Source organism: Nonomuraea sp. B208 (assembly GCF_057536035.1).
The window spans coordinates 674,986-689,344 of record NZ_BAAJOU010000010.1 but is presented as its reverse complement, the minus strand read 5'-3'; the positions used below and the strand labels follow the sequence as shown (position 1 = coordinate 689,344).

Sequence of the window (14,359 nt, the reverse complement as noted above, 5' to 3'; positions counted from 1 at the left end):
ATCAGGAGGGCATCACTACGCATATCAAGGTTCGCGGTGGATAAGCCGGAGGGCCGGGGATAAGAAGTAGTTGCCTTTTGACTGGTTTCCCTAACCTATTTGGTGCCGAACCACCGGGGCATCGACTCCATGCGCTTGCGCTCGGATTCCTCCATCAACTCGCACAGGCAGCGGCCCAGGAGCGTGACCGATCGGCAGCAGCCGGGGCCGGGCAGGTTCCTGGCGCGCACGATGATGGTGGCGCGCTCGATGAGGCGTTCGAGGCTGGGCTCGCCGCCGCCCTTCAGCGAGCGGGTGTGCCAGGGGCAGGAGGCGGTGTCCACGCAGGCGCTCTTGGCGATGATCGGGGTCGGCCCGGCGCAGGGAGCCGCCGGCTCCTCGCGCTTGACGCGGAGGTCCTTCAGCACCTTCGCGGCCCTGCGGGACAGGTCGAGAAGCTCGCGTCGGTCCGGCACCCGCTCCTTCTCGGGCGGGGCGGCCCGTTCGTCCGGCGCGACGGCCCGCTTGTCCGGTGTGGCCCGCGCGGGGACGGCGAGCAGCATCGCGGCCGCCATGAGCCCGCCGCCCACCACCATGCTCCAGCCGAGCTGCTCGTGGAACCAGATCACCGCGATGAGGGCCACGAAGACGGGCTGCGACGACATGAGGACGGCGCTCGGGATGGCCGGCACGTGCGCCTGGCCGTACGAGCGGGCGAGGAACCCCAGCGCGCACGACACCACCGACAGGTGCGCGAGCAGCAGCCAGTCGGGCGCGCTCGAAGGGAGCGTGATGCCGTCCCTTGCGCCGGCGAGGCCCGTGGTCAGCCCGATGGTGGCGAGCTGGATCGCGGTCAGCGCGTACGGCTGGAAGGCCCGCTGCTTGGAGATGTGCCCGAGCATGAGCGTGTGGCCGGAGTAGAGCGCCGCCGCGGCGAGGGTGGCCGCGAGCGCGATCAGCGAGATCTCGTGCTCCTCGACGCCGCGCATCAGCGTGAACGCGGTCATCCCGGCGAGCGCGAAGACGACGCCGTACCAGATGCGGGTCTGCACCCGGGCCTTGTGGATGAGGAGCGCCAGGATGGGCGTGATCACCACGCTGCACCCCACGGCGAACCCCGACACCGCCGACGGCAGCCCGTGCAGCGCCACGGCCTGCGCGGTCTGCCCGATGCCGAACATGATCCCCAGGACGACCCCGTTGATCCACGTCTCGCGCGGCAGCCCCCGAAGGCAGCGCGGCCGGATCAGCAGGAGCGTCAGCGCCGCGAGCAGATAGCGCTCGGCGAGGAGGTCCTCGACCGGTAACCGGTGGATGAGGTCTTTCATCAGCGGGAACGCCGACCCCCAAGCGGCGCTGACGAACAACAGAAGCACGGCTCCCAGGAGGGGTCGGGGAGCGGGCACACCTGCCATGACAGAAGCATCTCACTACTATTCGCAGCCGCGGATGTACAGCCAGCGAGCCGGGCAGGTTCCTCTACCACTTGGAGTGAAGACACTCACCCGCGGGTTCGTACATCCCTACCTCGCACGCACCGGGGGTCGCCCCATCTCCTCACTTATCCCGCTTCACGGGAATGGCGCGCCCTGTCCACAACAGGGAGGATCGGCGGAACGGTCACGCCGAACGAGGCCGGAGGGGGATGGCCTCGGGAGGGGGAAACGCGAGGGGCCGGGCTAGAGCGCGCCGGACGCCGCGTCGAGAACCGCGGGAGGCGCCAGGCGCTTCTCTCCGTAGACGACGGTCAGGTCGCCCACGCGCTCCCTGGACAGCTCGCGCCAGCCCTGGCGCCGGTAGAGCGACAGCGCCGCGCCCTGGTTGAGTGTGGTGTCGCCTCTGACGCTGCGGAACCCGAGCTCCGCCGCGCGCTGTTCGAGCGCGCGCAGCATGGCCGCGCCGAAGCCGCGCCGCTGGAACTCGGGATGGACGCGCAACCGGCAGACCTCGGCCGTCACGGTGTCGACGGGTCTCAGCCCGCCCATCGCGATGACCCGCCCGCCGGTCTCCCCGACGAGGAAGTCACCGCCGCAGGCCAGGTAGAGATCCTGGATGCGGGGGAAGTCGTCGTCGTAGTAGACGCCGTCGCCGGGGAACAGGCCCACCTGGGCGAGGCATATCTGGTGCAGCGTGAGAATGGTGTCGAGATCGGACCAGCGATAGCGCCTGATGGTCAGCTTCACGCACCGCCCCCTTTCATCTGTGCCCTCGGGCGCCGCAGCGCGGCGCGGAACTCCTCGAGACCGGGCGCGTGCGGGTCCTGCGCCACGATCAGCTGCTCCAGCGCCGTGGCCGGGCGCACGATGAAGTCGGTCAGGTATTCGTTGCCCACCAGGTGGAGCGCCTTGGTCGCGACGGACACCGCCTCGGCGACGTCGCCGTCGATCAGCCGGCACTGCGCCTGGTCCAGCCGGATCAGCGTCTGGTCGAGGATGTGGTCCTCGTAGGCGCTGAGCGCCTGGTCGAGCACCACCTCGGCCTCCAGCGTCTGGCCGAGCTTGGTGAGCACGTCGCCCTGGTAGAAGTAGAGCTGCTTCTCGGTGTAGCCGAAGGCGAGGTCTTCCTTGTCCTCCTCCTGCATGTGGCTGAAGGCGTTCCTGGCCCGGGCGAGCGCCCGCTTGGCCTGGTCGACGACCTCCTTCTTGCTGTCGATGCCCGACATCATGGCCAGCGCCCTGGCCTCGACGACCGGGGCCATGGCCTGGGCGACACACGGGGTGTTGCCGGCCAGGTCGCGGCTCTTCTTCGCGAGGTGCAGCGCCTCGCGGGCGTCGCCGAAGTAGAGGGGGACGAGGGACTCGCGGGCGCAGATCCAGGCCCGCAGCGCGCGGTCGCCGGTCTCGTCGGCCGCCACCCGCCCGGTGCGGAAGAACGCGCGGGCCAGGCGGTGGTCGCCGAGGTTGATGAGGATCATGCCGCTCAGCCCGGAGAGCTGGGCGGCCATCCGGCACAGCCGATCCGTCAGGTCGATGGGCTGGCGCCTGGACATCGCCGTACGGACCGCGCTCAGCTCCAGGAGCACGTCGCACAGCAGCCGCAGCGGGGCCGTCGTGGTGTATTGGCGGCCGAAGCTGGCCGTCGCCTCCTCCCACTGGTCGAGCATCTGGGCGGAGACGGTGGCCGACACGAGCGTCTCGTCCATGCGGCGCCTGATGCCCTCGCACGCGCCGAGCACGGGGCCGTCGAGCTGCTCCGAGAGGTTCGTGTCGGTGTTGAGCAGGTTTAACAGAGTGCGGCGGAGGATGTTCTCGTCCTCCTCCGTCTCCGGGTCGATCACCATCGGGTGGAGCACCAGGTCGCGCTCGGCCAGCGTCAGGGGGCGGGGGATGTTCTCGCCGCTGACGGTGCCGGGCATGCGGTGACCGTGCCCGCAGATGCACGGCGCGTCGAAGCCGAGCGAGGAGGGCTCCACTCGGTAGACCGTGCAGAGATAGTGGAGGTATTCGGGCCCCGGGCGTTTGAGCCCGCTCTCGTACGCGGACAGCAGCGTCTCGCCGATGCCCGGCGCTGGTTTCTGATCTCGATCGAACAGGGCCCTGACCTGCTCGATCACGTCGGCCAGCGCGATGCCGTGCGCCAGGCGATGCGCCTTGATCCGGCTCGTGCTGAACTGCGACGCGCATGCTTCGTGGATCTCGTCGGCTATCTGGGCGGAAGTGCGCCCCGCGGCGAGGCCCTTGGCCCGGATCCGCCGCGCGATCTCCGTCTCCCTGTGCTGCCTGCCGGACATCCCGGCCCCTCTCCCGCAAGTCTCGACCGGTCCGCAACTGATGACTGATCGTAGTCATCAAGTCGCAGCGCGCCTACCCATGACTATGAAGCAACGAAGACTGGAAGGAAACGCTCCGCGACAAGCCTACGGTTAAGGATCGTCCTCCCAGGGGCTGTTTCTTACATCCCATGAGGGAGAAGCAACTCCCCGTAGCCGGATTCCGCTCGTTGCGCCCGCCGCCGACTTGAGCCATCTTTGGCCCACCAGCAGCGATTCCTAGGAGGACACGGTGGGGGACGACGACTACGAGCGGCTGGAGCGTCTGGTCAAGGAGCTCGGCGCCCGCGGGTTGCTCGCCCGAGTGGTCCGGACCCAGGGCGGCCGGCAGTTCGTACGGGTGATCAACCCGAAGGCGACCAGCCTGACGGAGAACGTGACCTGCCGGTCGGCCACCATCTCCGACATGCCGGACTGGTGGTACTGCTGGTCCTGGGGCGAGCGGATGCACACGGCGGACGACCCGGCCGGTGCGGCGACGAAGGTCGCCCGAGTGCTCGCCGCCGTGGGCGAGTGACGACGGCGGTGATCCGGATGGAACGCGGCCATCACGGCTCACCGCGACCACGGCGGCTCCTCGGAGCCGGCGGGGTGACCGGTGCGGAGGGCTCCGACCGAAGGCGCCCTGTGTCACTCCGCCGGTTCCCGCCCTTTCGGGGGCGGCAGATCTCGCGCGCACGGCTCGCACCCGTGCGCGTGGCCAAGCCACCCGTCCCACCGGGGCGGGTGTTCGGGGGATCCCTCCCGGAACCGGCGCGGGACATGCTTCCGGGTGCGTGTCCCGTTCCGAGCCGTCCGTCATCGGAGCGTGGGCTCTCTCCCTCCGCGGCCCAGAGAGCCCGCGTCCCCGTCTTCCCCGGCGTGATGTGACGGCGGGCGGTTCGGTCGGCGGTATTTTGGATCCGAACTAGATCAACTAGATCAACTCGGTCCAATGCCGATCGAACCGCTTCCGGAGGGGGATCCACCCAGTGCTACTGCTGGTGACACCGTCGCCACAGCCCTCGTCGACGTCCACGGTCCTGCCCGACCTGGACACGCTCACGAACGGAGTGAGCACGGTCTGCCAGAACGACACGGTGCTCTGCTCCACGCTCGCGGGGGTGTTCGACAACGCGCCCTGGGCGCCGCTGGTGGCGACCGCCATCACGATCGTCCTGATCGTGGTGCTCGCGTTCGTGATCCGCAACATCGCCCACCGGGTGATCACCCGGGTGGTCAACCGGGCGGCCGCGGGCGGCTCGATCACCAGCAGATTCCGCAAGGGCGCGCCCCCCGACAGCATCGACGTGCTGCTGCACGAGCGGCGCAAGCAGCGGGCCGAGACCATGGGCTCGGTGCTGAGGTACATCGCCTCGATCGTCATCCTGGGCACCGCGGCGCTGACCGTGCTCGACCGGCTGACCATCCCCATCGCGCCCGTGCTGACCAGCGTCGGCATCCTCGGCGTGGCCATCGGCTTCGGCGCCCAGGAGCTGGTGAAGGACTTCATCGCGGGCCTGTTCATGCTGATGGAGGACCAGTACGGCGTCGGCGACGTGATCGACGCGGGCGCCGCCGTCGGCACCGTCGAGGCGGTGACGCTGCGGGTGACCCGGCTGCGCGACTCCGACGGCCGGGTCTGGTACGTGCGCAACGGCACGATCACCCGCGTCGGCAACGAGTCGCAGGGCTGGTCGCGCGCCTTCGTGGACGTCCCGGTCGCCTACGACGCCGACGTGGTCACCGTGAAGGTGCTGCTTGAGCACACCGCCGAGGAGATGTGGGCCGACTCCGAGCTGCGCGAGAGCAAGATGGTCGAGCAGCCCCAGGTCTTCGGCGTGGAGCAGATGTCCAACAGCGCGATGGTGTTCCGCGTCACGGTCAAGACCCTGCCGTCCGCGCAGGCCGAGGTGGCGCGGGAGCTCAGGCTCCGGGTCAAGACGGCCATGGACACCGCGGGCATTCCCATGGTCGCGATTGCCTAAGCTAATGCTGTGACTGAGACCTCCTTCTACGATGCCGTAGGCGGCGAGGAGACCTTCCGGCGCCTCGTCCACCGTTTCTACGAGGGGGTCGCCGACGACCCGATCCTGCGGCCGCTCTACCCCGAGCCCGATCTGACGGGCGCCGAGGAGCGGCTGCGGGGCTTCCTCGTCCAGTACTGGGGCGGCCCCAAGACCTACAGCGAGCAGCGCGGGCATCCCCGGCTGCGGATGCGGCACATGCCGTTCGTGATCGGCGAGCCCGAGCGGGACGCCTGGCTGCGGCACATGCGGGACGCGGTCGACTCGCTCGACCTGCCGGAGGAGCAGGAGACCCGGCTCTGGGACTATCTGGTCTACGCCGCCCACAGCTTGGTGAACTCCCCCGCCTGACGGGGCAGAGAGCCGTCATGGACATCCCCTGGTGGCGTGACGCCGTCGTTTACGAGATCTATGTACGCAGCTTCGCCGACGCCTCGGGAGACGGCGTCGGCGACCTGGCCGGGGTGCGGCAGCGGCTGCCCTACCTGAAGCGGCTGGGGATCGACGCCATCTGGCTGACCCCGTTCTACCCCTCCCCCATGGCCGACGGCGGCTACGACGTGGCCGACTACCGCGGCGTGGACCCGCTGTTCGGCTCGCTGGCCGACTTCGACGCGCTGGTGGCCGAGGCGCACGATCTGGGGCTGCGGGTGCTGGTCGACATCGTGCCCAACCACAGCTCCGACCAGCATCCGTGGTTCCAGGCGGCGCTGCGGGGCGAGGGCCGCGACCGCTACATCTTCCGCGACACGACCAACAACTGGCAGTCCACCTTCAGCGGCCCGGCCTGGACGCAGGTGCCCGACGGCCAGTACTACCTGCACCTGTTCGCCCCGGGCCAGCCCGACTTCAACTGGCGCAACCCCGAGGTGCACGAGGAGTTCCTCGACGTGCTGCGGTTCTGGCTGGACCGCGGCGTCGACGGGTTCCGCATCGACGTGGCGATGGGCCTCTACAAGGCGGAGGGCCTGCCCGACGTGGGCGACCAGTCGTTCATGGCGGCCTCGCCGGTGTGGGGGCAGCCCGAGGTGCACGGCGTCTACCGCGACTGGCGGCGGCTGCTCGACAGCTATCCGGGCGAGCGCATGGCGGTGGGCGAGGTCTGGACCGACAGCCTCGACGACCTCGCGCTCTACGTGCGCCCCGACGAGCTGCAGCAGAGCTTCAACTTCGCCTGGCTGCAGGCGCCCTGGTCGCCGACGGCGTTCAAGCAGGTGATCGACGACACGCTCGGCGCGGTCCCCTACGCGACGTGGGTGCTGTCCAACCACGACGTGGTCCGCCACCGCACCCGCTACGGCACGGCCGACCCCGGCACGGGGCTGGCACGGGCGCGGGCCGCGCTGCTGACCATGCTGGCCCTGCCCGGCTCGGCCTACCTCTACCAGGGCGAGGAGCTGGGCCTGCCCGAGGTCACCGATCTGCCGGCCGAGGCCCGCCAGGATCCGGTGTTCTTCCAGTCGGAGGGCAAGCTGCCGGGGCGCGACGGGTGCCGGGTGCCGATCCCGTGGACGGTGGACGCCCCCTCCCACGGGTTCTCCCCCGACTCGGTGGAGCCGTGGCTGCCGCAGCCGCCGGAGTTCGCGGAGCTGAGCGTGGAGAAGCAGGAGGGCGACGCCGGCTCGACGCTGGAGTTCTACCGGCGGGCGCTGGCCCGGCGCCGCGAACTGGTGGAGGAAATTCCTTATACCTTGGAGTGGCTGGATTCTCCCGAAGGTGCGCTTTTCTTCACCCGCGGCCCGCTGATCTGCGCCATCAACTGCGGCACCCACCCCGTACGCCTCCCCGCCCACGACGAGGTGATCCTGGCGAGCGGCCCGGTCAAGGGCGGCCTGCTGCCCGCCGACACGGCCGTGTGGCTGCGCCGGGCCGCATAGCCCTCACCCTCGCCTGGTCCGCTCACCCCGCCATGGCACGACCGGCACCGACAGCAGCGTGCACGCCAGCCCCGCGGCGAAGCCCGCCCAGAACCCGGCGCTCTCCATGAGCACGCCGGTGAGCGGGATGGCGGCCAGGGAGACGGTGTTCTGGACGGTGTTGTGGGTGCCGAGCACCCGCCCCGCCCAGGCGGGCCCGGCCAGCTCGCCCGCCGCGAGGTAGGCGAGCCCGTTGCCGGCCACGGTCATCACGGCGGCCAGCGCCAGCATGACGGGGCCCGGCCAGGTGCGGGTGAGCGTCCCGGCGACCAGCAGGAGCAGCACGACGACGTTGGCGAACGTGATCAGCAACAGGGGCCGCATGCGCAGCCCGACCCGGTCCGACCAGCGGCCGGCCGCGACGCGCACCGCGGCCCCGCCGATCGCCGCCACGCCGAACAGCCGGCCGGCCGACACGGCGTCCCAGCCGTAGAGCTCGACCAGGCAGGTCACCCCGTACGTGGTGACCACGATCTGGGGCACCACGTGCAGGGCGCTGGTGGCGTGCACCCGCCAGAGCGCCGGCTGCCGGTACGGCGAGCCGACCGGCGCCGCGCCCTGCCCGGCGGCCTCGTGCGGCGGCTCGGTCAGGAAGATCGCGGCCAGCACCGCGGCCAGCAGGCTCACGCCCGCGCAGACGAGGAGCACGCCGGGCAGCCCGTACGCCGCCGCGACCGGCGGCAGCGTGAACGCGCTCACCGCCATGCCCAGCGTGAAGGAGACCTGGCGCACGCCCATGGCGACGCCGCGCTCGGGCGGCCGGAACCAGCGCAGCACGATCCGCCCGCCGCCGACCATCGCGGCCGAGCCCGCCGCGCCGGCCAGGGCGAGCAGCACGGCCACCCCCCAGGCGCTCCCGACGCGGGAGGCGGCGGCGAACAGCACGGCCGCCAGGCCCACACCGGCGCCGAGCACGATCCGCTCGCCGTGCCGGTCGGCCAGCGCGCCCCAGGCGACGAGGGCGGCGAGGATGCCGACGGCGGAGGCGTTGGCGATGATGCCGGCCACCGGCAGCGACACCCCGAAGTGGCGCTGGATCTCCGGCATGACCAGCGGTAAGCCGAACAGCCCGAGGGTGACGCCGGCGTGGGCGTTGACGCCCAGCGCCAGCATCCACCAGCGCTTCATTACGCGAAGCGCTTGAGGTAGGCCAGTTCGGCCTCGCTGAGCCTGCGCGGGGCGGCCCGCTCGACGTCGTAGGCGGCGATCACGGAGGTGGCCGTGACGTAGAGCTCGTCGTCGTCGCGGATCTCGTACCGCAGCCGGAAGCGCACCGCGCGGACCTCCTCCACCCAGGTCTCCACGCGCACCGGCTGGGGGCGGAAGCCGAGCGGGCGGCGGTAGTCGATCTCGTGCCGGGTGACGACCAGGCCGCCGAACGGCTCCTCCCCCGCGTTGTGCGGGTCGATGGCGAACATGCCGAAGCGGGCGTCCTCCAGATAGTCGAGGAAGCGCACGTTGTTGACGTGCCCTTGGGAGTCGACGTCGCCGAAGCGCACCGCGCGGAGGTAGACGTGTCGCCGGGGACCATCGTGTTCAACCACCTGGCCACCGTACCGGTCCCGGTCAGGTGGCCCTGCGCCGGGCCAGGCAGGCCAGCACGGTCAGCACCGAGATCGCGGCCATGGCGGCCAGCGCGTAGCGGTAGCCGGTGACGAGCTGCTCGACCGCGCCGCCCGACAGCCGGCCGAGCGTGCCGGCGAAGACCTGCTGGTGCAGGGCGGCCGGGAGCGGGGCGGTGAGGATCGACAGGACCAGGGCGGTGCCGACGACGTTGCCGGTGTTCTGGAGCATGAGGCGCATGGCGTTGACGATGCCGAGCCGGTCGGAGGGCAGGCCGTCGAGGATGGCGGTGGTGTTGGAGGGCAGGAACACCCCCGAGCCGAGCCCGATGAGCACCAGCCCGAGTGCCACGGCCGGGTAGGGGACGTCGGTGGACATCACGGCCAGCATGACGAGCAGGCCGCAGGTGGTGGCGGCGGCGCCGCCGACGGCCAGCGTACGGGCGGTGAGCAGGCGCTGGAGGAACCCGGAGACCACGGAGGCGGTCATCGCGGCCACCGCGAGCGGCAGCACCTTGAGCCCGGCCTGCACCGGGTCCTCGCCGCGTACGGCCTGGAAGTAGAGGGCGACGAGGAACACCATGCCCATGCGGGCGACGGCGTTGAGGAACGAGGCGAGCGTCCCGAAGGCGAACGCCCGGTCGCGGAAGAGCCCCAGGTCCACCACGGGGTGCGCGGCCCGCCGCTCCCTGATCAGGAAGAGCGGCAGCCCGGCGACGGCCGCCACCAGCCCGGACACCACGACCGGGTGGCTCCAGCCGAGCCGGGTGAACTCCGACAGCGCCAGCAGCAGCCCGCCCAGCGTGACCAGCACGAGCAGGCTGCCGGGCAGGTCGAGGCCGCGGTCCCGGTCGCCGGGCGCGGGGCCGCGCAGCACGAGCGCGCCCCAGACCAGGCACACGACGCCCATCGGCACGTTGAACCAGAACACCCACCGCCAGCCCAGGCTCTCGGCCAGGAACCCGCCGAGCGTCGGCCCGATGAGCCCGGCGATCGAGAACGAGGCCACGTACACGCCCATGCCCTCCCCCAGCCGCTCGCGGGGGAAGGCGTCGCTGACGAGGGCGGCGCTGTTGGTGAGGAGCATCGCGGCCCCGGCGGCCTGCACCACGCGCAGCGCGACGATCACCCAGGCGTTGGGCGAGAAGCCGGCGAGGAGGGCGGCGAAGGTGTAGATCCCCAGCCCGAGCAGGTACATCCGGCGGCGGCCGAACAGGTCGGCGAGCCTGCCTAACACCACCATGAGCACGGTCGTGGTCAACTGGAAGCCCAGGAGGATCCAGCCGGCCGCGGTGGCGTCGGCCCCGGTGTGCCGGGCGATCTCGGGCAGCGCGACGTTCATCGAGCTGCCGCCGAGACCGGTCAGCACGCTGGCGAGGCTCACGACCGACAACGTTCGCCAGGCCTGGCCCGTGGGGGTGGTGGTCGTGAGCGTCAAGAGAGACCCTGTCCTTTCTAGATTTTAATACTAGAATCCAATTCGCATCGTCAGCCGGTCAAGGATCGAGGTGTCGGATGAGCGGGATAGTCGACGGCCGCGTGGTCATCGTCACGGGCGGAGCGCGGGGCATCGGGCGCGGGCACGCGCTGGAGTTCGCCCGGCAGGGCGCCAAGGTGGTGGTCAACGACCTGGGCGCGGAGGTGGACGGCACCGGCTCGTCCGGGGCCGCGGCGGACGTGGTGGCCGAGATCGAGGCCATGGGCGGGGAGGCGATCGTCAACGGCGAGGACGTCTCCGACTTCGACGGCGCGGAACGCCTGGTGCGCGCCGCGATCGAGCGGTTCGGCGACCTGCACGTGCTGGTCAACAACGCGGGCATCCTGCGGGACCGGATGCTCGTCAACATGACCGCCGACGAGTGGGACGCCGTCATCAAGGTGCATCTGCGGGGGACGTTCGCGCCGCTGCGCCACGCCGCCGCCTACTGGCGGGGCAAGGCGAAGGCGGGCGAACCGGTGGATGCCCGGATCATCAACACGACCTCGTCCTCCGGCATCTACGGTAACCCGGGGCAGGGCAACTACGGCGCGGCCAAGGCGGGCATCGCGGGCCTGACCGTCATCGCGGCGCGGGAGCTGGAGCGTTACGGCGTCACCGTCAACGCCGTCGCCCCCGCCGCGCTCACCCGCATGACCGAGAACCTCATCGCGTCCGGGGCCAAGGGCGCCGATCCCGAGGACATCGCGCCGCTGGTGGTCTGGCTGGCCAGCGCGGAGGCGCGCGGCATCACCGGCCGGGTGTTCAACGTGCGCGGCGGCGCGATCAGCGTGGCCGAGGGCTGGCACGCGGGGCCCGGCGTCGACAAGGGCTCGCGGTGGGACCCGGCCGAGCTGGGCGCGGTCATCCCCGGCCTGGTCGAGAAGGCCGCGCCCAACGCGCTCACCAACGGCCGCATCCCGGGACGGGAGGACTGACATGCCGCTCGACCACGACGTGGTCGGCCAGGAGGGGCCGGCGCACGAGCGCACCTGGACGGCCAGGGACACCATGCTGTACGCGCTCGGCGTCGGCGCGGGCCTGTCGGAGCTGGAGTTCGCGACCGAGAAGGGCCAGCGGGTGCTGCCGACGTTCGCGGTGCTGGCCGCGCAGTCGCCGGGGCGGCGGCTCGGCGACTTCGACCGGGCCATGCTGGTCCACGCCGAGCAGGCGTTCGAGCTGTTCCGCGAGCTGCCGCCGGCCGGCGGGGTGCGCACGTCCAGCACGGTCACCGGCATCTACGACAAGGGCTCCGGCGCGCTGGTGACGACCGAGGCGCGGGCGGTGGACCTGGAGACCGGCGAGCCGGTCATCGTCAGCCGGAGCTCGGTGTTCATCAGGGGCGAGGGCGGCTTCGGCGGCGAGCGCGGGCCGCGCGACGACTGGCGGGCGCCGGACCGGGCTCCCGACCACAAGATCACCTACGCGACGCGGCACGAGCAGGCGCTGGTCTACCGGCTGTCGGGCGACTACAACCCGCTGCACAGCGATCCGGAGTTCGCCGCGCGGGCGGGCTTCGACCGGCCGATCCTGCACGGGCTGTGCACGTACGGGGTGACCGGGCGGGCGCTGCTGCACGCGGTCGCGGGCTCGGACCCGGCCCGGTTCAAGGCGATGTCGGGCCGGTTCAGCAGCCCCGTCTTCCCGGGCGAGTCGCTGACGGTGTCGATCTGGGTGGACGGGACCGACGTGCTGTTCCGTACGGCGAAGGACGACGGCACGGTGGTCATCGACCGGGGCCGGGCCACCGTCGCCTGAGCCCCGGGCTCAGCTCTCGTCGAGCACCCGCAGGGGGTCGAGGCGGCGGATCAGCGTCATCGCCGCCTCGATGACCTCCTGCGCCTCCTCCTCGGTGTCGGAGGTGGCGACCTCGCGCGCGGCCTCGCCGATGATGCTGGTCAGCACGGCCACGGTGAACCGGTCGAGCGGGTCGCCGCCGGCGCCGAGCAGCACGGCGTTCTGGCGGACCCACTCGCGGCCCCGGGTGCGCCTGATCAGCTCGAAGCCGGGCGGCCCGTCGCCGTCGATGAACAGCCGGACCAGGTCGCGGCGCTCCCACGCCCCGGCGAGGTAGGCGCGCGCCCCGGCGATCAGCAGCTCGACCGGGTCGCTCTCGCCCTCCTTCTTGGCCTTGGACACGCTGGCGGCCGACGCCTGCTCGTGCGCCGCCTGGTGGTCCTCGTAGAGGGCGAGGAACAGCTCGGTCTTGCCGCCGAAGTGGTGATAGAGGCTGCCGACGCTGGATCCGGCGCGGGCCACCACCTCGGAGACGTTGGCCTCGGCGAAGCCGTGCTCGCTGAAGACCTCACGGGCCGCCTGCAGCATGCTCTTGCGGGTCTGCGCGGTGCGGCTCCACTCCCACGACGACTTGCGTGCCATGCGTGCCATGCTAGCGCCTCCAAATTCTAGAATCTGATTCTTGACACCGGACCTCCTTGCCCCGAATGTATTCCTAGAGAAAGATTCTAGAAATTTCCGCAGGCAGGAGGCGGCCGTGGACTTCTCACTCACCCCCGAGGAACGGCAGATCCGCGACACCGTACGGTCCTTCATCGAGAGAGAGGTCATGCCGCTGGAGCCCGAGGTCCTGCGCAACGAGCGCGAGGGCCGGCCGGCGATCGACCGCGACACACTGGTCGAGCTGCGCGCCAAGGCCAGGAAGTCCGGGTTCTGGGGCATCAACACCCCCGAGGAGTACGGCGGCGCCGCCCTCGGCCCCGTCATGTCCGCGATCATCGCGATGGAGCTGGGCCGTACGTTCGTGCCGTTCACCTTCGGCGGCACCGCCGACAACATCCTCTACGCCGGCACCGAGGAGCAGAAGCGCCGCTACCTCGTCCCCACCATCGAGGGCGAGCGCCGCTCCTGCTTCGCGATCACCGAGCCGGGCGCGGGCTCCGACGCCCGCAACATCCGCACCAAGGCCGTACGCGACGGCAGCGAGTGGATCATCAACGGCGAGAAGACCTTCATCACCAACGGCAGCGAGGCCGACTTCGTCATGGTGTTCGCCGTGGCCGAGGAGCACGGCGTCACCTGCTTCCTGGTGGACAGGGAGATGGGCTGGACCTCCGAGCCGATCCCGACCATGGGCGAATGGGGCCCGGCGTCGCTGGTGTTCCAGGACGTCCGGGTGCCGGAGGAGAACATCCTCGGCGAGCTGGGCAAGGGCTTCGAGCTGGCCATGCAGTGGATCGGCCAGGGCCGCTACATGATCCCCGCCCGCGCCATCGGCTCGGCCGAGCGCATGCTCCAGATGGCCGTCGACTACGCGAAGATCCGCAAGTCGATGGGGCAGGCGATCGCGGAGTACCAGGCCATCCAGTGGATGATCGCCGACTCCCAGGTGGAGATCGAGGCCGCCAAGTGGCTCACGCTGTACGCGGCTTGGCGGGTCCAGGAGGGCATGGACGCCCGGCACGCCTCCTCCATCGCCAAGCTCAACGGCGCGGTCATGGCCAACCAGGTCGTCGACCGGGTGCTCCAGATCCACGGGGGTATGGGGTACACGAAGGAGCTGCCGATCGAGCGGTGGTACCGCGAGCTGCGGCTGCTGCGCATCTTCGAGGGCACCGACGAGATCCAGCGCCGTACCATCGCCCGCAACCTCATCAAGGGACACGCGCGGCTGGGTCTCATCGGGGAGTGAT

At 70.9% G+C, this 14,359-nt stretch carries 14 protein-coding genes; 7 read left to right on the top strand and 7 right to left on the bottom strand.

Annotation, left to right across the window (positions count from 1 at the left end; translation table 11 throughout):
- Positions 1–95: 95 nt before the first annotated feature.
- From AC27IY_RS08490 to AC27IY_RS08480, 3 genes are all read right to left on the bottom strand, one after another.
- Positions 96–1,394 (bottom strand): DMT family transporter, encoded by a 1,299-nt coding sequence (locus AC27IY_RS08490; RefSeq protein ID WP_487177610.1) that lies wholly within the window; start codon positions 1,392–1,394, stop codon positions 96–98.
- 264 nt (positions 1,395–1,658) lie between these two features.
- Positions 1,659–2,162, bottom strand: coding sequence for a GNAT family N-acetyltransferase (locus tag AC27IY_RS08485; RefSeq protein WP_344207094.1), 504 nt, complete (start codon positions 2,160–2,162; stop codon positions 1,659–1,661).
- Positions 2,159–3,709, bottom strand: a complete 1,551-nt coding sequence (locus AC27IY_RS08480; protein ID WP_449958098.1) for an NsdA family TPR-like regulatory protein — start codon at positions 3,707–3,709, stop codon at positions 2,159–2,161. Before AC27IY_RS08480 ends, AC27IY_RS08485 begins: the two co-directional genes overlap by 4 nt.
- A 271-nt stretch (positions 3,710–3,980) precedes the next feature.
- Between AC27IY_RS08480 and AC27IY_RS08475 the strand changes: the two genes are divergently transcribed.
- The 4 genes from AC27IY_RS08475 (at position 3,981) to AC27IY_RS08460 (ending at position 7,631) form a co-directional block, all read left to right on the top strand.
- On the top strand, positions 3,981–4,265 hold the full coding sequence (locus tag AC27IY_RS08475; RefSeq protein ID WP_344207092.1) for a hypothetical protein: 285 nt from the start codon (positions 3,981–3,983) through the stop codon (positions 4,263–4,265).
- A gap of 454 nt (positions 4,266–4,719) precedes the next feature.
- Complete coding sequence (locus AC27IY_RS08470; protein WP_423445664.1) at positions 4,720–5,715, top strand: mechanosensitive ion channel family protein; 996 nt, start codon at positions 4,720–4,722, stop codon at positions 5,713–5,715.
- 9 nt (positions 5,716–5,724) lie between these two features.
- Positions 5,725–6,105: a globin gene (locus AC27IY_RS08465; protein WP_344207090.1), complete on the top strand. Its 381-nt coding sequence runs from the start codon at positions 5,725–5,727 to the stop codon at positions 6,103–6,105.
- Between the two features lie 17 nt (positions 6,106–6,122).
- Complete coding sequence (locus AC27IY_RS08460; protein ID WP_449958094.1) at positions 6,123–7,631, top strand: glycoside hydrolase family 13 protein; 1,509 nt, start codon at positions 6,123–6,125, stop codon at positions 7,629–7,631.
- Between the two features lie 3 nt (positions 7,632–7,634).
- Here the strand turns inward: AC27IY_RS08460 and AC27IY_RS08455 are convergent, their stop codons facing one another.
- From AC27IY_RS08455 to AC27IY_RS08445, 3 genes are read right to left on the bottom strand one after another with little or no spacing between them, the layout of a single operon-like run.
- Positions 7,635–8,798 (bottom strand): MFS transporter, encoded by a 1,164-nt coding sequence (locus tag AC27IY_RS08455; protein WP_449958091.1) that lies wholly within the window; start codon positions 8,796–8,798, stop codon positions 7,635–7,637.
- Positions 8,798–9,214, bottom strand: a complete 417-nt coding sequence (locus tag AC27IY_RS08450) for an acyl-CoA thioesterase (protein WP_364460433.1) — start codon at positions 9,212–9,214, stop codon at positions 8,798–8,800. The genes AC27IY_RS08455 and AC27IY_RS08450 overlap by 1 nt, the downstream gene beginning before the upstream one ends.
- Positions 9,215–9,236: 22 nt before the next feature.
- Positions 9,237–10,670: an MFS transporter gene (locus AC27IY_RS08445; RefSeq protein ID WP_423445668.1), complete on the bottom strand. Its 1,434-nt coding sequence runs from the start codon at positions 10,668–10,670 to the stop codon at positions 9,237–9,239.
- 77 nt (positions 10,671–10,747) lie between these two features.
- Here AC27IY_RS08445 and AC27IY_RS08440 point away from each other — a divergent pair, with 77 nt between their 5' ends.
- Both AC27IY_RS08440 and AC27IY_RS08435 read left to right on the top strand, forming a co-directional pair.
- A complete protein-coding gene (locus AC27IY_RS08440; RefSeq protein WP_487177609.1) occupies positions 10,748–11,647 on the top strand; it encodes an SDR family oxidoreductase in 900 nt (299 codons plus the stop codon).
- Position 11,648: 1 nt separating this feature from the next.
- Complete coding sequence (locus AC27IY_RS08435; RefSeq protein ID WP_487177608.1) at positions 11,649–12,467, top strand: MaoC/PaaZ C-terminal domain-containing protein; 819 nt, start codon at positions 11,649–11,651, stop codon at positions 12,465–12,467.
- 9 nt (positions 12,468–12,476) lie between these two features.
- On the opposite strand, the gene AC27IY_RS08430 is transcribed toward AC27IY_RS08435, so the two are convergent.
- On the bottom strand, positions 12,477–13,088 hold the full coding sequence (locus tag AC27IY_RS08430) for a TetR/AcrR family transcriptional regulator (protein WP_487177607.1): 612 nt from the start codon (positions 13,086–13,088) through the stop codon (positions 12,477–12,479).
- A gap of 115 nt (positions 13,089–13,203) precedes the next feature.
- On the opposite strand from AC27IY_RS08430, the gene AC27IY_RS08425 reads away from it, so the two are divergent.
- Positions 13,204–14,358, top strand: coding sequence for an acyl-CoA dehydrogenase family protein (locus AC27IY_RS08425; protein WP_487177606.1), 1,155 nt, complete (start codon positions 13,204–13,206; stop codon positions 14,356–14,358).
- Position 14,359 lies beyond the last annotated feature (1 nt).